The sequence below is a fragment of the Paraburkholderia metrosideri genome (assembly GCF_904848625.1).
Taxonomy (GTDB): Bacteria; Pseudomonadota; Gammaproteobacteria; order Burkholderiales; family Burkholderiaceae; genus Paraburkholderia; species Paraburkholderia metrosideri.
Genome location: NZ_CAJHCP010000001.1, coordinates 399,352 through 421,825, shown reverse-complemented (window position 1 = coordinate 421,825; position 22,474 = coordinate 399,352). Strand labels below are relative to the sequence as shown.

Here is a 22,474-nt window from a genome sequence, read left to right as displayed (position 1 = left end):
GAGTCTCTCAGGATGATCTTGCCTGGGCGGCCCGCAGGCCGCGCATCACAACAGCGCCGCGTGGCGCTCGGCCGCGGCCTTCAGTCTGCCAGTAAGCGTTGCACCGTCTCGCGCGACGGAATCGGCGCGACCGCGCCATAACCTTGCGTGGACAGTGCCGCCGCGACGTTCGCGTAACGCGCCGCCGCAAAAGGATCGTCTCCCGCGACGATCCGCGCGATAAATGCGCCGCCGAAGCAGTCGCCCGCGCCGGTGGCATCGATCGCATTGACGACGTGCCCGGGCACGACGCGCCGTTCGTCCGGCGTCGCGATATACGAACCTTCCTTGCCGAGTTTCAGCGCGACCACGCGCGGACCGTGCGACAGCAGGAAGTCGACGATGTCGTCACGGCCAGTCAAACCGGTGAGTTCGGTGACGTCGTCCCAGCTTGGCAGGCAGATGTCGGTGTGGCGGATCGCTTCGAGCATCACGGCACGTGCACGGGCCAACGGCCACAGCTTCAGCCGCAGATTGGTGTCGAAACTCACGCGCACGCCATTCGCGCGTGCGTGCGCAATCGCTTCCAGCGCGGCGTCGCAGGCGCTCACGCTGATCGCGAGACTGATCCCGGACAGGTGGATCACCCTGGCTGCGGCAATCGCGTCGCGCGGCAGATCGTGCGGTGCGTAGCAGCTTGCCGCCGAGCCGGCGCGCAGATAGTCGAACGCATGGCCGTTCGGACCGTGGGACACGAAATAAACGCCCGTGGGCGCGCGCGGATCGACGCGCACGAGCGACGTATCAACCTGTTCGCGTTCCCACAGATCGACCAGCAGGCGCCCGAAATGGTCCGCGCCGACTGCCGACACGAAACCGGTCTTCGCGCCTTGCCGTGCCGCCGCGATACAGAAGTTCGACGTATCGCCGCCGAAGCCCTGCAGATAGTTCGGCTGGTCTTTCGCCGACTGGTTGAATTCAATCATTGCCTCGCCGAGGGCGAGGATTTCCGGCACTGGGGTGTGCTGCGTGGGCGTCATGCTCACCGTCATTGCTTAGACCTCGCCCCACAGGTCGTGGCCGTCGGCGCCAGTGATTTTCACCGACACGAAATCGCCGACCTTGTAGCGCTTGGACGCCTTCGTGGACGGCGCGATATACACGACGCCGTCGATCTCCGGCGCGTCTGCCGCGGTACGGCCAATGCCGCCGTCGGCATTGATCTCGTCGACCAGCACCTTCAGCGTCTTGCCGACCTTCTTCGCAATCCGTTTCGCCGACACTTCTTCGGCCACTTGCATGAAGCGCGCACGACGCTCTTCGCGCACTTCGTCGGGCAGCGCGCCGTCGAGTTCGTTGGCCGTCGCACCCTCGACCGGCGAGTACGCAAAGCAGCCGACCCGATCCAGTTCCGCCTCGCGGATGAAGTCGAGCAGCGTCTGGAACTGCTCTTCGGTCTCACCCGGGAAACCGGCGATGAACGTGCTGCGAATCGTCAAATCCGGGCACATCTCGCGCCACGCTTTCACGCGTTCCATCACCTTTTCGGCATTGGCCGGGCGCTTCATGCGCTTCAGCACTTCGGGATGCGCATGCTGGAATGGCACGTCGAGGTACGGCAGCACGTGGCCCTTGTACGGACCTTCGGCCATCATCGGAATCACTTCGTCGACGCTCGGGTACGGATACACGTAGTGCAGACGCACCCACGCGCCGTATTGCGCGGCGAGTTCGCCGAGCGCGCCAACCAGATCGGTCATGCGCGTCTTGATCGGCTTGCCGTTCCAGAAGCCGGTGCGGTATTTGACGTCGACACCGTATGCGCTCGTGTCCTGCGAAATGACGAGCAGTTCCTTGACGCCGGACTTGAACAGGTTCTCCGCTTCGAGCATCACTTCGGCGACCGGGCGCGACACGAGGTCGCCGCGCATCGACGGGATGATGCAGAACGTGCAGCGGTGGTTGCAGCCTTCGGAAATCTTCAGGTACGCGTAGTGACGCGGCGTGAGCTTCACGCCGGCAGCGGGCACCAGGTCGATGAACGGGTCGTGCGGTTTCGGCAGATGGGTGTGCACGTGCTGCATCACTTCGCCGACCGCGTGTGGGCCGGTCACGGCCAGCACCTTCGGATGCACTTCCTGGATCAGTCCCGAACCGCTGCCGCTCTTCTTCGCGCCCAGGCAGCCGGTGACGATCACCTTGCCGTTTTCGTTGAGTGCTTCGCCGATTGCGTCGAGGCTTTCCTGCACCGCTTCGTCGATGAAGCCGCAGGTATTGACGACCACGAGGTCCGCGCCGTCGTAGGTGCCGGAGATTTCGTAACCTTCGGCGCGAAGCTGGGTAATGATCTGCTCGGAATCGACTAATGCTTTCGGGCAGCCGAGGGAAACAAAGCCGACTTTAGGCGCGGCCGCAGGTGCGGCGGTCGGGGTAATCGTGGGGGTGGACATGAGGAACCGCTTGAATGCGTTAAACCTTGAATTGTAGCGGTTCGCCAGGGCGACCGCTCGTAAGTCTTTGAATTTTCGCCTTCAACTGGCGACGGCGTCGGCGAGATCGAGCGGCTCCGCGAGCCCGGTTTCACGACGTGAGCACGGTCCGCTGGATTCCAGCGCTTGCTCGATGACGCGCAGAATTTCGTATGAATCCTGCACCCGGCGGATCGCCCCATGCAGTTCGGCCGCCTGCGGCCAGGTCCGTTGCAGATAGCTGAGCCACTTCTTGACGCGCCCATGCTCATGACGGGCGACCCCAAGCGTCTGCAATTTTTTCAAATAGCCTGCGATGTCATGGAGCACCACGCGCCAGTCTTCGCTGGACGGAATTGGCTCCTTCAGGCCGCGTATGCGCAACGCCAGAAAAGGGTCCGAGACCGCGCCCCGGCCGAGCATCACATCTGCGCAACCGCTGACGGCCCGGCATTGCTGCCAGTCCGCCACGGTCCACACTTCGCCGTTCGCGATGACCGGCACGTCGACCGCGGCGTCGATCCGCGCGATCCACTCCCAGTGCGCCGGCGGACGGTAGCCGTGATCGCGGGTTCGGGCATGGACGACAATCGACGCCGCGCCGCCCTCGGCCAACGCCACCGCGCAATCCAGGGCGAGCGACGTATCCGACACGCCAAGGCGCATCTTCGCCGTCACGGCGATATGCGCGGGCACCGCCGCCCGCACCGCCGAGACAATCCGGTTCAGTTGCCGGGGCTCTGCCAGCAGCATGGCCCCTCCGCCGTGCTGATTGACGACCTTGGCCGGACAGCCGAAGTTCAGGTCGATTCCATACGGTGACAGGCGCGCCGCGTGGGCCGCATTGCGGGCCATCCAGTCGGGATCGCTGCCCAGCAACTGGATCACCATCGGCGTGCCGGCAGCGGTACGGCTTCCATGCAGCACCTCGGGCGCTTCCCGCTCGTAGACGCGCGCGGGAAGCCGCGAACCCGTCACGCGGATGAACTCGGACACGCAACCATCGAATCCACCCGTGCGGGTCAGCACGTCGCGCAATATGTAATCTGCGAGCCCTTCCATCGGGGCGAGAAACAGCCGGCTCATACGGGCGTCCCGTCGGACGTTGCGCCGCTCACCGGGGATGGGCCGATCCGGCCTTCACGATGGAAAGCGCCGGTGCAATGGCGAAAGAGGTTTGAGACGTGCAAGGGAGTCCAGCGTGTCGCGGTGGCGATGGTGAAAATTGAGGGAACGACGTGGCGGGGGCAGCGCGGTTTCACAAGTCATGGAAACTGGAGCCCGCGGGGAGGCATTTCGCTCCTCGTTAGGCCACGATTGTACCGTGCCAGCTAGTGCACGCTGGCGTGCCGCGTTTTCGGCAAGGCAGTGCGGTGCAGTGCAGTGCAGTTACAGTTGCCCACCGCGGCGCGAAGCTTTGGAAGCCCGGGCAAACAGCCGCTGAGGCCGGGCTTGGGCTTGGGCTTGGGCTGGGCTGGGCTGGGCTGGGCTGGGCTGGGCTGGGCTGGGCTGGGCTGGGCTGGGCTGGGCTGGGCTTGGGCCTAGGTCAGGCGCCCGAATTCACAACGCTCCGCGCGCACCCCCGCATCGTGCTGATCGAGCCCCGCTCGACAACCCAGCCCGGGATAATTTTTGCCAGCCGTTAAAGGGGCCGCGGAACGTTCCGCAGCGCGCTACAGCCCCCGTCAACATGAACCGCGCGCGCCAGCCGCTTTACTTCTTCTCTGGTTCCGGATTCGCCTGCGGCGTACCTGGCACACTGCCCGCGCCGGCCGGATTCACCGCGCCGCCAGGCGTGAACGGGAACGTGGCGAACATCGACTTCGCCTGGTTCTGCATCTGCTCCTGCATCTGCACGAACATGTTCTTCGACTGCTCGATATAGCTGGTCATCATGCCCTGCATCATCGGCGCCTGCATGTTCATGAATTGCGACCAGACTTCCGGATTCATCGCCTTGCCTTCGTACAGATTCTTCGACTGATCGGCGAGTTTCGCCTGAATGTCGATGAAGGCCTGAATGTTCTTTTCCAGGTACGTACCCATCATGCCCTGCATCGCATGACCGTAGAAACGGATGATCTGCGACAGCATCGACGACGAGAACATCGGCAAGCCGCCGCTCTCTTCTTCGAGAATGATCTGCAACAGGATGGCGCGCGTCAGGTCCTCGTTGCTCTTCGCATCGATGACCTTGAAATCCTCCTGATCGAGCACGAGTTGCTTCACATCCGTGAGCGTGATGTACGTGCTTGTCTCGGTATCGTAGAGCCGACGATTCGGATATTTCTTGATCAGTCGTTCGGCTGTTTTCTTTGTAGTAGTGGTCATGTAACGCCTTTGAGCGCGAGTTGAGCGCGGAACGGCGTCCGCCTGTTGCGCAATCGGGGCTATTGCGCAGCAGGGACGCCGCCGGAACCATCTGAGCCGAGGTGCGCTGCCTTGTGAGCCGCGCGCCGGTGACTCAGCCCATATGCAAACCGCCGTTAAGCGAAAAATCAGCGCCCGTCGAGAACCCCGATTCGTCCGACGCGAGCCACGCGACGATCGAACCGATTTCGTCCGGTTGACCCAGACGGCGCACCGGAATCGTCGCCACAATCTTTTCCAGCACATCCGGACGGATCGACTTGACCATGTCAGTGCCGATGTAGCCCGGCGACACCGTATTGACCGTCACGCCCTTGGTGGCCACTTCCTGCGCGAGCGACATCGTGAAGCCGTGAATGCCGGCCTTCGCCGTCGAGTAGTTGGTCTGGCCAAATTGACCCTTCTGCCCATTCACCGACGAAATGTTGATGACACGGCCAAAGCCACGCTCAACCATACCGTCGATCACCTGCTTGGTGACGTTGAAGAGGCTGGTCAGGTTGGTGTCGATCACCGCCGTCCAGTCTTCGTGCGTCATCTTGCGGAACACGACGTCGCGCGTAATGCCGGCATTGTTGACCAGCACGTCGATTTCGCCGACTTCGGCCTTGACCTTGTCGAACGCGGCCTTGGTTGACTCCCAATCACCGACGTTACCTTCGGATGCGACGAAATCGAAACCGAGCGCCTTCTGCTCTTCGAGCCACTTCACGCGACGCGGCGAGTTCGGACCGCAACCGGCGATCACCCTGAAGCCCTCTTTATGCAGCCGCTGGCAGATGCTCGTGCCGATGCCACCCATCCCGCCCGTTACATACGCAATTCGCTGTGTCATAAACTACACTCCGTTATCGTTTTCGAGGCGCCGACCGGCTGCCTCTTCCCTCGCCTTGATACTTCATCTCCGCTGCCGCCGGGCGACCGGCGCTGACGAGGCCACTGCTGAATGCGCGCCGCCGCCAGAGGCGTGACGCGCGGCAACCCGGCCTGATGCTGCGCAAAACTGCCTGATAACGCGCTGATGCTACCAGGTGCTGCTCATGCCGGGTTACTGCCTGCCTGATGCCAGTTCTTACCGGCGTCTGATAACTGGACCGATACCAGAGCCCGGCGCGACGAACTTAAGCGCGTTCGAGCGCCAGCGCTACGCCCATGCCCCCGCCGATGCACAGCGAAGCCAGACCCTTCTTCGCGTCGCGTTTCTGCATTTCGTGCAGCAGCGTAACGAGAATCCGGCAACCGGACGCGCCGATCGGGTGACCGATTGCGATCGCGCCGCCGTTCACGTTGATCTTCGACGTGTCCCAGCCCATCTGCTGATTCACCGCGCACGCCTGGGCGGCAAACGCTTCGTTGATTTCCATCAGGTCCAGATCGGCCGGCGTCCAGCCCGCACGTTCGAGGCAGCGACGCGAAGCCGGTACCGGGCCCATGCCCATCACTTTCGGATCGAGACCGGAAGTCGCGTAAGCCTTGATGCGCGCGAGCGGCTTGAGACCCAGCGCTTCAGCCTTCTTCGCCGACATCACCAGCACGGCCGCCGCGCCGTCGTTCAGACCCGACGCGTTGGCCGCCGTGACCGAGCCTTCTTTCGAGAAAGCGGGCTTCAGGCCTGCGAGCGATTCAGCCGTCACGCCATGACGCACGAATTCGTCGGTGGCGAAACGCAGCGGCTCGCCTTTGCGTTGCGGAATTTCAACCGGGACGATTTCGTCGTCGAAACGGCCGGCTTTCTGCGCGGCTTCCGCCTTGTTCTGCGACAGCGCCGCGAACGCGTCCTGCTGCTCGCGCGTGATGCCGTATTCCTTTGCGACGTTTTCTGCCGTCACGCCCATGTGGTACTGGTTGTACACGTCCCACAGACCGTCGACGATCATCGAGTCGACCAGCTTCGCGTCGCCCATGCGGAAACCGTCGCGCGAACCCGGCAGCACGTGCGGGGCGGCGCTCATGTTTTCCTGACCGCCAGCGACCACGATGTCCGCGTCACCCGCGATGATGGCGTTCGCCGCGAGCATCACGGCCTTCAGACCGGAGCCGCACACCACGTTGATCGTCATGCCGGGCACGGCCGTGGGCAAGCCCGCTTTGATAACCGCCTGACGCGCCGGGTTCTGGCCGGAGCCGGCCGTCAACACCTGGCCGAGAATGACTTCGCTCACCTGCTCGGGTTTCAGACCGGCCCGTTCGAGCACGGCGCGAATCACCACGGCGCCGAGATCGGGCGCGGCCGTCTTCGCCAGCGACCCACCGAATTTTCCAACTGCCGTACGGGCGGCCGATACGATCACAACATCAGTCATTTCCATATCCTCCGGGCACGTCGGCTAAAAGCGCCGCTGCCCGTCAAGTTAAAAATCTTGTTGCTCTTACGCCCTTACTGAATCAGACGCTCATTCACATCGCCTTATTCACATCAATCTGCCGCACCGTGAAGCGCGTCATAACCCAAAGCCTACTCGCGTTGCCGCACATAACGTCCTGGCGCAGGCTCGATCACCGGATAGTCCGCCGACCCTGCCGTAGCACGGGGCTTCACCTTCTTGCCGCCGTACTGGTCGAGCCACGTGGTCCATTCCGGCCACCAGCTGCCAGGCACTTCGGTAGCAGCGCCGAGCCACTCGTCCGCGCCTTCCGGCAGCGTCTTCACGTCGCCTTCGAGCATCCAGAAATTGCGCTTTTTCTTCGCAGGCGGATTGATCACGCCAGCGATATGACCCGACGCGCCGAGCACGAACTTCAGCGGCCCGTTCAACAGCGGCACCGATGCATACGCGGTTTGCCAAGGCACGATATGGTCTTCGCGCGAACCGTAAATGAAGGTCGGCACGTCGATCTTCGACAGGTCGACCGGCTCGCCACAGGTCGTCAACTTACCCGGCTCGCGCAGGCTGTTCTCGAGGTACGTGTTGCGCAGATACCAGACGTACATGGGACCCGGCAGACTGGTCGAATCGCTGTTCCAGTACAGCAGGTCGAACGGCACCGGCGTGCGTCCTTTGAGGTAGTTGTCGACGACGTAGTTCCACACCAGATCGTTCGGACGCAGGAACGAGAACGTGTTGGCGAATTCGAGGCCGCGCATCAGCCCCGGCTTCGTACCATTCTTGCCGCCGATGGTCTGCTCGCGCATCTGCACATGTGCTTCGTCGACGAATACGTCGAGCACGCCCGTGTCGGAGAAGTCGAGCATCGCGGTGAGCAGCGTCATCGACGCCGCCGGATGTTCACCGCGTGCCGCCGCCACTGCGAGCGCCGTGGCGAGCATCGTGCCGCCAACGCAGAAGCCCAGCGTATTGATCTGTTCCCGGCCGCTGATCTTGCTCACCGTTTCGATCGCGGTCAGGACGCCTTCGCCGATGTAGTCGTCCCACGTTTTATGCGCAATGGATTGATCGGCGTTACGCCACGAGATCAGGAACACCTGGTGTCCCGAATCGAGCCCATGAGCGACCAGCGAATTCTCCGGCTGCAGATCGAGAATGTAGAACTTGTTGATGCAAGGCGGCACGATCAGCAAGGGCCGCTCGCGCACGGTTGCCGTGCGCGGCTTGTACTGGATCAGTTGCAGCAGATCGTTTTCGAACACCACCGAGCCTTCGGTGTTCGCGAGATTGTCGCCGACCACGAAACCCGATTCGTCGGTCTGCGAGATCTTGCCGCGCTGCATGTCGCCGAGCAGATTCATCACGCCCTGCCGCAAGCTTTCGCCCTTGCTGTCGAGCAAGGTTTTTTGCGCTTCCGGATTCAACGCAAAGAAGTTGCTGGGCGAGGCCGCCGCGGTCCACTGCTGGACCGCGAAACGGATGCGCTCACGCACCTTCGGTTCGGTGTCGAGCGCGTCGACCATTTCCTGCAGATAACGCGCGTTCAACAGATACCAGGCCGCCGTGAAAGCGTACGCGGGCGTCGCGCTCCACGCTTCGGAACTGAAGCGGCGGTCCTTGAGTTCAGGGGCTTTGGTTGCCGACGCGGTGACCTGCTGGATCAACTCCATCGCCTCACGCGAATAGTCGGCCTGAAGTTTCTGCAGTCGGTCGGCGGGAATCGCGGCGCCTGGAATATTCAGGCTAGCGAACGATGGCATGGACGGCATTGAGCCCGCCATCAGTTTGCTGAAATCGGGCATGCCGGGAAACGACGTGGGTATCTGCGGAAAGCCCTGCGGTATACCCATTTGCGGCATGCCGGGCACCTGCGGCATCTGCGGCATCGCGAACGGCAGGCCGCCGGCGCCCGGCGGAGTGCCGAGCGAACGCCATGCATTCATCCATACATCGAGTAGTTGCTGCATGCCTGCGGCCGGCGTTGCGCCGCTCGTACCGGCCTGCTGCGTATGCTCCGTTGAGGAGTCCGTGCTGGGAGAAGCTGAGGAATGTGATGCTGCCATACCTGCTTTTGACCGGTAAGTCCTTGCGGACGGGTTGAGAGGCAGGTTCGTGCGCAGGTGAGCAAATGCTCGCGACCTCGTCACGCCCTGTCCCATGTACGAGGAGCTCGTGAGGAACATTCTTGCTCCCCATCCCAAGGCATGTCAATGCTTGTTCCCGATTTTGCCGCAGTGCGATAGTTTTTTAATTATCGTTTTCCCTGTGTAGCAGATCGCGCTTTTGAGAGCTCTCTCAAAGAGGATGATCGCAGACGAAAAAAGCGCTCATATTGCATAGGCTTATGTGCATTTATCCGTTCGTTGACAGACATTTTTTGCGGCAGATTTACGTCAGTGGAAAGAATTCTGGCAGTGCAGCAAAATGCAGCTCGCACCCCCGAATAAACCCTCATACGAGGGTTCGTGCGGATGCGTGGGAGTGCGTGCCTCGGCCAGAAACCACCACGCCCGCATGATGACGCGGCGAGCTGTCGCGTCATCATGCGGGCGTGAGATTGCTTCAGTGTGAATCGGACGTAAAAGTGCAGAGACGCGATCACGCTCAGCGGTAACGCCAAAGCACGCGACGCGCTGCCCCCTTCAGTCCGCGAGGGTTTGTGCGTGATCGTCCAGCCAGATCAGAGCGGCCATACGGCCGGTCTCGCGATCGCGGCGATACGAATAGAACCGGTCGCGTTGCGTGACCGTGCAAAGATCGCCGCCGACAACCCGCGTCACGCCGAGTGCCTGCAGGCGCAAGCGTGCGAGTGCGGGAAGATCGGCGAGATATTTGCCCGGATTCTGCGGATGCTGAATGAATGCATTCGCCGTGGCATCGCGTTGTGCAGCGCCGACGCCCGTCATGAACGCGTCACGCACGTCCGGGCCGACTTCGAACGCGTCGGGACCGATCGACGGCCCGAGGTACGCATGCAGTGCGCTCGCGTCAACACCGGCGAGCGCCGCAACGCGCTGCGCGGTCTGTTCGACGATGCCCGCCGCCAGCCCGCGCCAACCGGCGTGGGCCGCACCGACCGCACGGCCGGCTTCGTCGCAGAACAATACCGGCATGCAATCGGCGACCATCACGACGCACACGGTGCCCGGACGATCGGTAACGCTCGCGTCGGCTTGCGTCAACCCGCCGCCCGCGCGCGTCTGCGCGAGAACGTCTTCGGCACGCACGATGCCCGCGCCGTGAATCTGCTCGAGCCATGCGACATCGCTGACGCCGGCCAGCTTCAGGAGCCGCTCACGGTTGCTGGAGACCGCCGCCGGATCGTCACCGGCTTTCATCCCGAGATTCAGCCCGCCGGACTGATCCGCGCCGTCCCGCCAGCGGCCGAACGGCGGCTCGCTCACCCCGCCGTTACGCGTAGTGACCAGCGCGCGCACGCGCGGCGACACGTTCCACGCGGGTTGCACGACATCGGCAAAGCTCAGCTCGGGGAGATTCATGCGCGATCGTCCTCGTCCTCATCGTGGTCTGCGTCGGCGGCGTGGTCGTCGCCCTCTTCGCCCTCTTCGGCGTCGTCGCCGTCGTCGAACTCATCGTCCAGCGACGCGTCGTAGCCGTCTTCTTCGTAGTACGTCTCGTCGAATTCGCCTGCATCGTCGCGCCCAAGACCCAACGCCGCCGACAGCACTTCCATGTCTTCCGGCACGTCGGCGCGCCATTGCATCGTACGGCCGGTTTTCGGATGGATCAGCCCGAGCCGCCACGCGTGCAAAGCCTGGCGCGCGAAGCCGTCGGGTAACGGCGTGACCGAGCGCTTGCCGCGCGCGCGCCCATACACCGGATCGCCGAGCAGCGGGTGGCCAATATGCGCGCAATGCACGCGAATCTGGTGCGTGCGCCCCGTTTCCAGATCGCAGTGAATCGCGGTGACCGGCTGACGCTGCCAGATTGCCGAATCGACACGCCGGAAATGCGTGCGCGCGTGCTTGCCCGACGCGCTCGTCACCACGGCCATGCGCGTGCGTTCGCGCGGATCGCGGCCGATCGGCGCGTCGATGGTGCCTTCGTCGGGCATGTTGCCCCACACCAGCGCGAGATAGCGACGCTTCACCGTGCGCGCCTGTAACTGGCGCACGAGGTCGGTCTGCGCTTCCAGCGTGCGCGCGACCACCATCAGCCCCGAGGTTTCCTTATCCAGCCGATGCACGATGCCTGCGCGCGGCAAGCCCGCCGCAGCGTCGCCATAACGGTACAGAAGCCCGTTCAGCACGGTGCCGCTCCAGTTGCCCGAGGCCGGATGCACGACCATGCCGGCCGGCTTGTTGATGACCACCAGCGTGTCGTCTTCGTAGACGATGTCGAGCGGCACCGGTTCCGGCGTGAAAGCGAGCTGCTCGGGCAGCAGATCCGGCACGAGTTCGATGGTCGCGCCGAGCGGCACTGGCTGACGGACTTTCGCCGCCTTACCGTCGATTCGCACGCGTTCGGCCTCGATCCAGCTTTGCAGGCGATTGCGCGAGAATTCGGGGAAGATGCGCGCGAGCACCTTGTCGAGGCGCTCTCCGGCCAGTTCGTCGGGTACGACGACGCTGCGCGGACTCTCGTCGGCGACCGGGCTCGCCACGGTCGGAACCATGGCTGGCGGGGTTGCGAGCGCGTCGCTGCCGAGATCGTCGTCGACGGAATCGACGCCCAACGCGTCGGACGGGTCAGCGCTTAAGCTATAATCTTCGTTGCTATTCCCGGCACCGGTTGCGGCGCCTGGAGTTTTTGAGCGGGTCATTGAGTCTGGGTCACCTGGACGTAAAGCTAGACTGGAAAATGCGAGCCTTGAACACCATTACTAAAGCGGCGATCAATTTGGCGGCCATCAAGAAGGCGGCCCGTAAAGTGGCCGGATACATTGCGTGTGCCGCTGCCGTCACCGTTATTGCGGCTTGCCACGGCCTGCCGGAAAAGACCGATGAAACGGCAACGTGGAACAACAACAAATTATATACGGAGGCGAACGACGCCCTCACCGGCGGTGATTTCGGCAAGTGCGCAAAGTATTTCGAAATGCTTGAGGGCCGCGACCCGTTCGGCCACTTCGCACAGCAGGCGCAGATCAACGTCGCTTACTGCAACTGGAAAGACAACGAAAACGCCGCCGCCGACCAGGCCATCGACCGCTTCATCCAGCTGCATCCGGATCATCCGGACATCGCCTACGCGTACTATCTGAAGGGCATGATCCACTTCAACGACGACCTCGGTCTGTTCGGCCGCTTCTCCGGCCAGGACATGAGCGAGCGCGATCCGAAGTCGCTGCGCGAGTCGTATGACGCGTTCAAGGTCGTGGTCGACAAATACCCGAACAGCAAGTTTGCACCGGACGCGGCGCAACGCATGCGCTATATCGTGAACGCGCTGGCGTCACACGAAGTCCATGCCGCAGACTATTACTACCGCCGTGGCGCTTATGTCGCCGCAATCAACCGCGCTCAACTGGCGTTGCGTGAATACAAGAACGCTCCGGCTATCGAAGACGCACTGCACATCATGATGCTGTCGTATCAGAAGCTGAATCAGCCGCAACTGGCCGACGACACCAAGCGCGTGCTAGCCGGCACCTTCCCGGACAGCCCGTACATCACGGGTCATGCACGGCCGGGCGCTGCGGCGAAGTCGTGGTGGCAGTTCTAAGCCGCACGGCGGCCGAGACACACTAAGACGCCCATCCAGAAAAAAAGCCACGACTCCGGTCGTGGCTTTTTTCTTTGTGCGCAACCGAGGCAAGCTGGCGCAAGTGATACGCGAGCGGCCTGCCGCCGCTCATCGCCGTGTAGATAACCGGTCAGTCCCGCTCGAACAACGCGATCGACTCCACATGCGAAGTGTGCGGGAACATATTCACCACACCCGCGCCCACCAGCCGATAGCCAGCGTCGTGCACGAGCACGCCCGAATCGCGAGCCAGTGTCGCCGGATTGCACGACACGTAGACGATCCGTTTCGGCAGCGACCCATGGCCGCTCTGCGCGATCTCTGCCAGTGCCCTCGCGACCGCCAGCGCCCCTTCGCGCGGGGGATCGACGAGAAACTTGTCGAAGTGACCGAGCGCACGCAGGTCGTCGGCGGTGACTTCGAACAGATTGCGGCACGCGAAGGACGTATGCCCCGCCACGCCGTTCAGCTCGGCATTGGCCTGCGCACGCGAGGTCAGCACTTCAAGGCCCTCGATGCCCACCACTTCCTTCGAAATCCGTGCGAGCGGCAGCGTGAAATTGCCGATTCCGCAGAACAGATCGAGCACGCGATCCGTGCGCGCCGGCGCCAGCAGACGCAGCGCGCGGCTCACCAGCACGCGATTGATCGCGTGATTCACCTGCGTGAAGTCGGTCGGCTTGAACGGCATGCGGATGTCGTATTCCGGCAGCGTGTAGTCGAGCTGCTGGTCGAGCGGGTAAAACGGCGTGACCGTTTCCGGGCCGCCCGGCTGCAACCAGAACTGCACCTTGTGCTCGTCCGCGAAATCGCGCAGCACCTGTTCATCTGCGTCGGTAAGCGGCGCCAGGTTGCGCACCACCAGCGCCGTCACCGATGAACCAACCGCGAGCTCCAACTGCGGCAAGCGGTCGTGAATCGACAGCTTACGGACCATGAAACGCAGCGGCATCAGCATTGCCGACACATGCGGCGGCAGCACTTCGCAGGTTTTCATATCCGCGATGTTGCCGCTCTTCTTCTCGTGAAAGCCGATTCGCATGCCGCCCTTTTCGGGCAGGTAGCGCACGGCCAGGCGCGCGCGATAGCGATAGTCCCAAGCCGGCCCGTGGATCGGCCGGAAAACCGTTTCGGGACGCAGCTTCGCCAGATGCTGCAAATTGTCTTCGAGCACGCGCTGCTTGACGGCAACCTGCGCGCGAATATCCAGATGTTGCATCGAACAGCCGCCGCAAACGTCGAAGTACTGACACTTCGGCTTGGTACGGATCACGCTTTCGCGGAACACCTGAACGACTTCGGCCTGCTCGAATTTCGGCTTGCTGCGATGCGTCGAATAGCTGACGCGCTCGCCGGGCAACGCGCCTTCGACGAAGATCACCTTGCCAGGCGTGCCGTCTTCAGATTCGATGCGGCCGACGCCGCGCGCTTCCATATCGAGCGAAACGATTTCGATGACCGGCTCATTACCGGTGATGACGAGCGCGGGCGCTGGCGAGGGCGTCTTCTGGCGCTTCGGCGAGCGACGATGGGGGGCAGTTCGGGACACCTGCGACTTCCTGACATGCTTGGGGAAAGGCGAGATTGTAGACGAAGCGGAGACGTTGCCGACGACTTGGCGCGGCTGGCGTGGTCTGCGAACGCCTTGGGACAGTTGTTGCGCTGCGAGGGCACGACTGGCCGGTCTGCTGAGCAATGCAGTGCCGCGCCGTCTGCCGGAGGCCGGTTCCGCTGCCGCCGCTGCCGCTGCCGCGCCGGAAACTGCTTCGGCGGCCGCCGCTTAGCCAACTCTTCAAGTTTTACGAAGTTTGGAGTGCGGTCGCGTTACGTGGTTTCATGGCTTCGTCGTTGTGCCCGTCCCGCACCAATTGCACCGCCTCATACCTCACACCGCTCCAGCCGGCGCGCGAAACCATCCGCGCAACATACCCGCGCTCTTACTGACTAAACGCCGCCAGATATTCAGCCCATTGCGGAGCGGTTTCCTCGGCCAGCGCATTCTTGACCAGGTTGATCTCATCAGCATACTCCGCAGCCGAAAACCCGCCGCGAATCAACTGGAAGCGGCAATACAGCAAATAGGTATTGACGACGTCGGTCTCGCAGTAATTGCGAATCTCTTCGATGCGCCCTTCCTGATAAGCGTTCCACACCTGGCTGCCGTCCATCCCCATCTTGCCGGGGAAGCCGCACATCTTGGCGAGCGCGTCGAGCGGCGCATTGGCGCGGCCGGAGTACATCGCGAGCACGTCCATCAGATCGGTGTGACGCGCGTGGTAGCGGCTGATGTAGTTGTTCCACTTGAAGTCGCGGTCGTCCTCGCCGAGATCCCAGAAGCGGCTAGCCGGAATGCCGTTGACCAGCGCGCGGTAATTCAGCACCGGCAGGTCGAATCCGCCGCCGTTCCACGACACGAGTTGCGGCGTGTACTTTTCGATTACGCGATAAAACGACTGCACGAGCGCCGCCTCGCCGTCTTCCAGCGTGCCGAGCGAGCGCACGCGAAAGCCGTTGTTGTCGCGGAACACGCAAGAAATCGCGGCGATCCGTTGCAGGTGATGCGGCAGGAAATCGCTGCCGGTCTTTTCGCGCCGCGCGGCGAACGCGTGTTCGGCGACTTCGGCGTCGCTCATCGTGGCGGGCAAATCGTCGAGGCGGCGAATGCCGGCGACATCGGGAATCGTCTCGATGTCGAATACAAGAATCGGTGTCATCAGCTTATAAAACGGCGTCCTTCCGAACACCGTTGGAGGCAAAGAAGCGCTTCAGTCGTACCAGCGCTTCCTGTTGGATCTGGCGCACACGCTCGCGCGTGAGGCCCATTTCGTCGGCCAGCTCTTCGAGCGTGGCGGGTTCGATGTGATTGAGTCCGAAGCGGCGCTCAATCACATGACGATGCTTGTCTGACAGGCGCGCAAGCCACGCACGCGTCAGCGTTTCCAGCTCGCGATGCTGCACCTCGGCGTCCGGCGACTGGCTCTGGTCGTCAGACAGCAGATCGAGCAGGCTGCTCGCGGGATCGAGATCGAGCGGCGCGTCGAGCGACGCGGTGTGCTCGTTCAGCGCGAGGATGTCGGTGACTTCGTCGGTGGTCTTGCCGGTCAGATAGGCAATGTCGTCGATGCTGGCGTCGCGGCGCTCGGCGGCTTCACCTGAGTTCATCGAATTCTTTTCCAGATGGCGCTTGGCGCGCAACACCTGGTTGAGCTCGCGAATCACGTGCACGGGCAAACGCACGGTGCGCGCCTGGTTCATGATTGCGCGCTCGATACTCTGGCGAATCCACCAGGTGGCGTAAGTCGAAAAGCGGAAGCCGCGTGTCGGATCGAATTTCTCGATGGCGTGCATCAGGCCGAGGTTGCCTTCTTCGATCAGATCGAGCAAAGGCACACCTCGATTAAGATAACCCTTCGCAATGCTGACCACAAGCCGCAGATTGCGCTCGATCATCACCTGCCGCGCTTCGAATTCGCCCGCCTTGGCAAGGCGCGAATATTTCTGCTCTTCCTCGACGGTGAGGAGCGGCTTGACGCTAATACGATTCAGATAGTGCTGGATTGTGTCGGCCGTCAGCTCGGCTTGCAGCAGCGCGCGGAAATCGTCCGCGTCCGGTGCGGCTTCGCGCGGCTCACGGCTTTCTTCCGCACCACTGGGGGATTCGTCGAGATCGCGTTCTTCCGCGATCTCTTCTTCGGCTTCCGAAGCACCGCTGTCGTCCACCGGAGCGGACGTAGCTTGGCTGATCGTTTCAGATTCGGCTTGCGGCGGGCGGCGCTTCGGTTTCGGCATGGTCGTATCGCTTATTGCGGCGGCAAATACTTCAGTGGGTCGACAGGTTTACCCTGCCGGCGAACTTCGAAATGCAACATCACACGGTCGGAATCGCTATTGCCCATCTCAGCGATCTTCTGCCCCTTCGTTACCGCGTCCCCCTCTTTTACCATCAAAGCGCGGTTGTGTGCATACGCGGTGAGATAAGTTGCGTCATGTTTGATGATAATGAGGTTGCCGTAGCCACGCAGCCCATTGCCGGCGTACACGACACGGCCATCTGCGGAGGCCTTGACGGGGTCGCCCGCGGCGCCGCCGATATTGACGCCCTTGTTTGTCGAATCGTTAAATGTGCCGAGCAACGGACCACGCACCGGCCACGCGAACGCGACATTGCCGGAGGCCGCCGTACCCGAGTCGCTCGCGGCGCCCGGATTCACCGGCGGCGCCACCGACGGGTTGTTCGCGGCCGCACCATAGAGCGGCGGCGCAGCCACGCCAGCCGTCGCACCTGCAACCGGCGGCACGCTGCCGAGCGGCGCGCTTTGCACCGCATTGCCGCCCATGATCGGCGCGGTCGACACACCCGGCGTCATCGCGGCGGCATTCGCACCCGGCGGCACCACGCGCAACAACTGATCGACCTCGATCTGATTCGGGTTGGTCAAATTATTCCACGCCGAAATGTCGCGGTAGTTCTGGCCGTTCTCCAGCGCGATCCGGTACAGCGTGTCGCCAGGCTTCACGCGGTAGTAGCCGGGCGGCGGCGGTCCGAGCGGCACGGGCGGCTGCTCGGCCTGCGTACTGAGCGGCGTGCCGCTGGAGCGGTCGACGACCGGTGCCTGGTCGAGCCGGGAAGCACAAGCCGTCATCAGCAGGGACAAGGCAAGCACGCACACGCTACGCTGGGTTACGTTCATGGGGGCAGTCAGGCTGGTTCTTTGCATCGCGCGCAACATACTCATCGGTGTCAAATCACTCCGGATTTTAAGGGTACAAAGAAAACGCGATCAAGGCGCGACTCGCGCCATTGCGCGGGCCCGAGGCGCTCCACCAGTGTCAGCACCTGGTTCTGGCCATCCTGCGAGCCGACCGGCGCGACCAGACGGCCGCCGATCGCGAGTTGTTCAAGTAAGGCTTGCGGTACGTCGAGCCCCGCGGCCGCGATCACGATCGCGTCGAACGGTGCGGTGGACGGCAGCCCGAGGCGGCCGTCGCCGTAATGCAACCGGATGTTCGGAATGCGCAGCGGACGCAGATTCGTCTTCGCGCGTTCGGACAGCGGCTTGATGCGTTCGATCGAATACACCTCGCGGGCCACCTGGCTCAGCACTGCCGCCTGATAACCGCAGCCGGTGCCGATTTCGAGCACGGTGTCGAGCGCGCGGCCGGCCGCCGCCAGTTCGATCATCCGCGCGACCACCGACGGCTTGGAAATCGTCTGGTGATGACCGATGGGCAACGCCGCATCTTCGTAAGCTTGAGCCGCGAGGCCGGGGTCGACGAACATGTGGCGCGGCACGACCGCCATCGCGTTCAACACACGCTGATCGGTCACGCCGTTCGCACGCAGGCGTTCGACCATCCGCTCGCGAACCCGTTCCGAAGTCAGTGCGAGTGCACCGTTCAGCGCGACGTTCGGCGCCGCGGTGCGCTCGCTGGATCGGGTAGCCGGTTTAGCGGACTGTGATGAAAGCGGCGACGACGACGCCGCCCGCTGAGTCACGCTCTGCACATGGACGACCGACTTTGTCTGCGATTTAACCGACGGCGCCGCCTGCGGCCTGGGTGGCGCGATCGACTGCGGCGCTACTTGGGTTTTCGGTTGGGGCCGCGCTTGCACCGCAGTCTGCAGGCGGGCCTGCGCCTGACTTTGAGGCTTCGACTTGAGCGCCGGGCCGGGCGGCGAATTCCTTGCCGGCTGTTGACGCGCGTTCAGCGCCGCGCTCGCGGCGAGTGCCGCGGCGCGCACTTCGCCTGGACGCCCTTCGGGCCGGCGCGGTTCGCGCACCAGATCCTCCAGGCCGAGCGGAAAGCGCTTTGCGCGCTCGTTTGTCATGAAGCACCGCTGCCGGCGCGCGCCCAGTCGCGCGCTGCGGGCAGCATTTGCGTGTGGGTCAGGTCGAGCTGCAACGGCGTGATCGACACGCGGCCATTCGCGACCGCGTGAAAATCGGTGCCCTCGCTCGCGTCGCGTGCACTGCCCGAAGGACCGATCCAGTAGATTGGTTCGCCACGCGGATTGGTCTGGCGGATCACCGGCTGCGACGGATGCCTTTTCCCCAGACGCGTGATATGCCAGCCGTCGAGTTGCTCGTACGGCAGGTTCGGAATATTGACATTCAGCAGCGGATGCCCTGGCAGCGGCTGCTCGAGATAATGCGCGACGATTTCTGCGGCGACGCGCGCGGCGTCTTCGAGATGCACCCAGTCCTTATCGACCAGCGAGAACGCGATGGCCGGCACGCCGAACATGATGCCTTCGGTCGCGGCCGCGACGGTGCCGGAGTACAACGTGTCTTCGCCCATGTTCTGGCCGTTGTTGATGCCCGACACGACCAGATCCGGCGTGTGGTCGAGCATGCCCGTCAGCGCAATGTGCACCGAGTCGGTGGGCGTGCCGTTCACGTAATAGAAGCCATTGGCCGAGCGCAGAACCGACAGCGGCCGCGACAGCGTGAGTGAATTCGACGCGCCGCTGCAATTCTGTTCGGGGGCCATCACGGTGACGTCCGCGATCGGCTTGAGCGCTTCGTAAAGCGCGGCAAGGCCCGGCGCCAGATAACCGTCGTCATTACTGAGTAGGATTCGCATGCGGCGATTGTAACCGAGGAAAGATGGCGCGCGAACGACACGGCGGCCCATGCGTATACCGCGCAAGGGCGCTTTACTTTTGCCTGTCGCAAGCTGGACGTGGCGGTCTGCATGCGTTGCACGTCGCGCGTGCCACGCAAATAAAAAGCACGATCGTACGCATTGCTTTACACTCAGAATGATTGCGGACCCCTTATCGACATGGAGACACGATGCGCGCGATTCGCTGTAATCAATATGGGCCACCTGAGAGCCTGGTCGTCGAAAATCTGCCTGACCTCGAAGCGCCGCCCGGCCACGTCGTCATCGACGTCAAGGCGGCAGCCGTCAATTTTCCTGACGTGCTGATCATCGAAAACAAATACCAGTTCAAACCACCTCTTCCGTTCACGCCGGGCTCGGAAGTCGCGGGTATCGTGCGGGCAGTCGGCGCCGACGTCACACAGTTCAGGCCCGGTGCGCGCGTGGTCGCGTTCACGGGCTCCGGTGGCTTTGCCGAGCAGGCGATTGCGCCCGCCGCGGCGTGCGTGCCACTGGCCGACGGCGTCGACTTCGACGTCGCAGCGGCATTCACGCTCGCGTATGGCACGTCGCATCACGCGGTGGTCGACCGCGGTCAGTTGCAGGCGGGTGAGACGATGCTGGTGCTCGGCGCGGCGGGCGGTGTCGGGCTCGCGGCGGTGGAGATCGGCAAGGCGCTCGGCGCGCGCGTGATCGCGGCAGCGTCGAACGACGAAAAGCTGGCGACCTGCGTCAAGCATGGCGCGGACGCGACCATCAACTACAGCACCGAAGATCTGCGCGAGCGCATCAAGGCGCTCACCGATGGCAAAGGCCCGGACGTGATCTACGATCCGGTCGGCGGTATTTATGCGGAACCGGCGTTTCGCAGTATCGGCTGGCGCGGACGTTATCTGGTGGTCGGGTTTGCGAACGGCGAGATCCCGAAGCTGCCGCTCAATCTGACGCTGCTCAAAGGCGCGAGTCTGGTCGGCGTATTCTGGGGCGACTTCGCGAAGCGTGAGCCCAAACACAACCAGGCCGCGTTCCAGCAGATGACAGGCTGGATTGCTGAAGGCAAGCTCAAACCTTACGTGTCCTCACGCTATTCGCTCGATGACACAGGGCGGGCGTTGCGCGATATGGCTGAGCGTCGCGTGATCGGGAAGGTGGTGGTGACGCCATAGCCTTCATGAGTCACCCGCAGTATGCGAATGCCGAAACGGCGGCCGGGTTCGAAAACCGGCCGCCGTTTTTTATTTGACTTGAACGTGCGGCGGCGTCACAACTTCTCCGCGTCGCCCGACTTCGGTTGCCACTTCATCAAGCGGCGCTCACCGATTCCGACTATTGCATCGAGAACCAGCGCAAAAGCGGTCAACACCAGAATCCCTGCAAACACGGTGTTGATATCGAACGTGCCTTCGGCTTGCAGAATCAGATAACCGACGCCGCGTGCCGAGCCAAGATACTCGCCGACTACCGAGCCGACAAACGCCAGCCCCACCGACGTATGCAAGCTCGAAAACACCCAGCTCATCGCACTCGGCAAATAGACCGAACGCAGCAACTGCTTGCGATTCGCGCCGAGCATCCGCGCGTTCGCGAGCACGACCGGGCTGACTTCCTTCACGCCCTGATAGACGTTGAAGAACACGATAAAAAACACCAGCGTGATGCCCAACGCCACCTTCGACCAGATGCCCAGGCCGAACCACACCCCGAAGATCGGCGCGAGAATCACGCGCGGCATCGAGTTGGCCGCCTTCACGTACGGGTCGAACAATGCGCTGGCAATCGGCGCGAGCGCGAGCCACAGACCGACGCCAAGTCCGAGCGCAGTGCCGAGCACGAACGCGAGCACGGTCTCGACCAACGTAATCCACAGATGCAGATAGATTTCACCGCCCGTGAACCACTCCCAGATCCGCTGCAAAACTTTCTGCGGCTCGCCGAAGAAAAACGCGGCCTTGTTGGGATCGTCGAAATAGAACGGCGGCAGCAGCGTCGGGCTGGTCAGCACATACCAGAGTACGAAACACAGCACCAGCAGCAGCCATTGCCAGATCAGCAGATTCGCCCGGCTCGGGCGCAACGTCTTCCACATGACTCGGTTTGCCTCGGACGATTGAAACAGGTGGTCGTTAGTTCGCGGGTGCGCTACACAGCGGTCAACTGCTGCTGGTAGCCCTTGAGAACTTCATCGCGCAGCACGCTCCAGATCTGCGCATGCAACTCGACAAAACGCGGATGCGCGCGAATCTCGGCAACATCTCGCGGACGCGGCAAATCAATTGCAAATTCGCCGATCGGATGGGTGCCCGGTCCAGCCGACAACACCACGACGCGATCGGACATCGCGATCGCTTCGTCGAGATCGTGCGTGATAAACAACACCGCCTTGCGTTTGGCGGCCCATAGGTCGAGTAATTCGTTTTCCATCAACTGACGGGTCTGGATATCGAGCGCGGAAAACGGCTCGTCCATCAGGATGACGTCGGGATCGAGAATCAGCGTCTGCGCCATCGCGACGCGCTTGCGCATGCCGCCGGACAACTGATGCGGATAGCGATCGCCGAAACCGCCGAGGCCGACGCGTTTTAGCCATTCGTCGGCTTTCGCACGCGCTTCGGCGGGCGCCACGCCGCGGAACGACAGGCCGGCCATCACGTTGTCGAGCGCTGAACGCCAGGGCATCAGCGCATCGGCCTGAAACATGTAGCCCGCGCGCCGGTTGATTCCGTGGAGCGGCTCGCCGAACACGCTGACCGTACCCGACGACGGCGTCAGCAAACCCGCGCCGATGTTCAGCAGCGTGGACTTGCCGCAACCGGTCGGCCCGACCACCGACACGAACTCGCCCGGTGCGATACGCAACGTGGTGTCCTTGACCGCCGTGTAGCGCTGCGTGCGCTTATCGCGCGCGGCGAACGTGCAGGTGATGTTGTCGAGCGACAGGGCGGCAACGGTCATCGTTCGGCTCGCTTTTTCTTCGAGGATCGGATTCTGCGGTTGAGGTCGCCGGGCGAGCGCGCACGC

19 protein-coding genes are annotated in these 22,474 nt (G+C 62.9%); 2 read left to right on the top strand and 17 right to left on the bottom strand.

What is annotated here, in order from left to right; translation table 11 throughout:
• Window positions 1–80: 80 nt before the first annotated feature.
• The 9 genes from LMG28727_RS01840 to LMG28727_RS01800 form a co-directional block, all read right to left on the bottom strand.
• A complete protein-coding gene (locus tag LMG28727_RS01840) occupies window positions 81–1,031 on the bottom strand; it encodes a sugar kinase (protein WP_201640599.1) in 951 nt (316 codons plus the stop codon).
• 3 nt (window positions 1,032–1,034) lie between these two features.
• Window positions 1,035–2,429 (bottom strand): 30S ribosomal protein S12 methylthiotransferase RimO, encoded by a 1,395-nt coding sequence (gene rimO, locus LMG28727_RS01835; protein ID WP_201640598.1) that lies wholly within the window; start codon window positions 2,427–2,429, stop codon window positions 1,035–1,037.
• Between the two features lie 81 nt (window positions 2,430–2,510).
• Window positions 2,511–3,533, bottom strand: coding sequence for a tRNA dihydrouridine synthase (locus LMG28727_RS01830; RefSeq protein ID WP_201640597.1), 1,023 nt, complete (start codon window positions 3,531–3,533; stop codon window positions 2,511–2,513).
• A gap of 627 nt (window positions 3,534–4,160) precedes the next feature.
• Window positions 4,161–4,778, bottom strand: a complete 618-nt coding sequence (gene phaR, locus LMG28727_RS01825; protein WP_201640596.1) for a polyhydroxyalkanoate synthesis repressor PhaR — start codon at window positions 4,776–4,778, stop codon at window positions 4,161–4,163.
• A gap of 133 nt (window positions 4,779–4,911) precedes the next feature.
• On the bottom strand, window positions 4,912–5,652 hold the full coding sequence (locus tag LMG28727_RS01820; RefSeq protein WP_201640595.1) for a 3-ketoacyl-ACP reductase: 741 nt from the start codon (window positions 5,650–5,652) through the stop codon (window positions 4,912–4,914).
• A 286-nt stretch (window positions 5,653–5,938) separates the two neighbouring features.
• Window positions 5,939–7,120 (bottom strand): acetyl-CoA C-acetyltransferase, encoded by a 1,182-nt coding sequence (locus LMG28727_RS01815; RefSeq protein WP_201640594.1) that lies wholly within the window; start codon window positions 7,118–7,120, stop codon window positions 5,939–5,941.
• Between the two features lie 152 nt (window positions 7,121–7,272).
• Window positions 7,273–9,111, bottom strand: a complete 1,839-nt coding sequence (phaC, locus tag LMG28727_RS01810; RefSeq protein WP_201640593.1) for a class I poly(R)-hydroxyalkanoic acid synthase — start codon at window positions 9,109–9,111, stop codon at window positions 7,273–7,275.
• A gap of 675 nt (window positions 9,112–9,786) precedes the next feature.
• The gene (gene pgeF / locus LMG28727_RS01805) at window positions 9,787–10,644 is read right to left on the bottom strand and encodes a peptidoglycan editing factor PgeF (RefSeq protein WP_201640592.1); all 858 of its coding nucleotides are present in this window, start codon (window positions 10,642–10,644) and stop codon (window positions 9,787–9,789) included.
• Window positions 10,641–11,927, bottom strand: a complete 1,287-nt coding sequence (locus LMG28727_RS01800; protein WP_201640591.1) for an RluA family pseudouridine synthase — start codon at window positions 11,925–11,927, stop codon at window positions 10,641–10,643. Before LMG28727_RS01800 ends, pgeF begins: the two co-directional genes overlap by 4 nt.
• A 38-nt stretch (window positions 11,928–11,965) precedes the next feature.
• Between LMG28727_RS01800 and LMG28727_RS01795 the strand changes: the two genes are divergently transcribed.
• Window positions 11,966–12,829 (top strand): outer membrane protein assembly factor BamD, encoded by an 864-nt coding sequence (locus LMG28727_RS01795; protein ID WP_201640590.1) that lies wholly within the window; start codon window positions 11,966–11,968, stop codon window positions 12,827–12,829.
• A 151-nt stretch (window positions 12,830–12,980) separates the two neighbouring features.
• Here the strand turns inward: LMG28727_RS01795 and rlmD are convergent, their stop codons facing one another.
• The 6 genes from rlmD to surE all read right to left on the bottom strand — a co-directional run bounded on the left by rlmD (window position 12,981) and on the right by surE (window position 19,435).
• Window positions 12,981–14,399, bottom strand: coding sequence for a 23S rRNA (uracil(1939)-C(5))-methyltransferase RlmD (rlmD, locus tag LMG28727_RS01790; protein ID WP_201640589.1), 1,419 nt, complete (start codon window positions 14,397–14,399; stop codon window positions 12,981–12,983).
• A 388-nt stretch (window positions 14,400–14,787) separates the two neighbouring features.
• Window positions 14,788–15,564, bottom strand: a complete 777-nt coding sequence (locus LMG28727_RS01785) for a 3'-5' exonuclease (RefSeq protein WP_201640588.1) — start codon at window positions 15,562–15,564, stop codon at window positions 14,788–14,790.
• 4 nt (window positions 15,565–15,568) lie between these two features.
• Window positions 15,569–16,639: an RNA polymerase sigma factor RpoS gene (gene rpoS / locus LMG28727_RS01780; RefSeq protein ID WP_201640587.1), complete on the bottom strand. Its 1,071-nt coding sequence runs from the start codon at window positions 16,637–16,639 to the stop codon at window positions 15,569–15,571.
• 11 nt (window positions 16,640–16,650) lie between these two features.
• Window positions 16,651–17,586 carry a peptidoglycan DD-metalloendopeptidase family protein gene (locus tag LMG28727_RS01775; protein ID WP_201640586.1) on the bottom strand — a complete coding sequence of 312 codons (936 nt, stop codon included), beginning with the start codon at window positions 17,584–17,586 and terminating at the stop codon, window positions 16,651–16,653.
• 5 nt (window positions 17,587–17,591) lie between these two features.
• On the bottom strand, window positions 17,592–18,680 hold the full coding sequence (locus tag LMG28727_RS01770; protein WP_201640585.1) for a protein-L-isoaspartate(D-aspartate) O-methyltransferase: 1,089 nt from the start codon (window positions 18,678–18,680) through the stop codon (window positions 17,592–17,594).
• Window positions 18,677–19,435: a 5'/3'-nucleotidase SurE gene (gene surE / locus LMG28727_RS01765; protein ID WP_074766384.1), complete on the bottom strand. Its 759-nt coding sequence runs from the start codon at window positions 19,433–19,435 to the stop codon at window positions 18,677–18,679. The genes LMG28727_RS01770 and surE overlap by 4 nt, the downstream gene beginning before the upstream one ends.
• A 212-nt stretch (window positions 19,436–19,647) precedes the next feature.
• Between surE and LMG28727_RS01760 the strand changes: the two genes are divergently transcribed.
• Window positions 19,648–20,622, top strand: coding sequence for an NADPH:quinone oxidoreductase family protein (locus tag LMG28727_RS01760; RefSeq protein WP_201640584.1), 975 nt, complete (start codon window positions 19,648–19,650; stop codon window positions 20,620–20,622).
• A gap of 95 nt (window positions 20,623–20,717) precedes the next feature.
• Here LMG28727_RS01760 and LMG28727_RS01755 read toward each other — a convergent pair whose 3' ends face one another.
• Window positions 20,718–21,542 carry an ABC transporter permease gene (locus LMG28727_RS01755; RefSeq protein ID WP_201640583.1) on the bottom strand — a complete coding sequence of 275 codons (825 nt, stop codon included), beginning with the start codon at window positions 21,540–21,542 and terminating at the stop codon, window positions 20,718–20,720.
• Window positions 21,543–21,595: 53 nt separating this feature from the next.
• Window positions 21,596–22,408, bottom strand: coding sequence for an ABC transporter ATP-binding protein (locus LMG28727_RS01750; protein WP_201640582.1), 813 nt, complete (start codon window positions 22,406–22,408; stop codon window positions 21,596–21,598).
• Window positions 22,409–22,474: the final 66 nt, after the last annotated feature.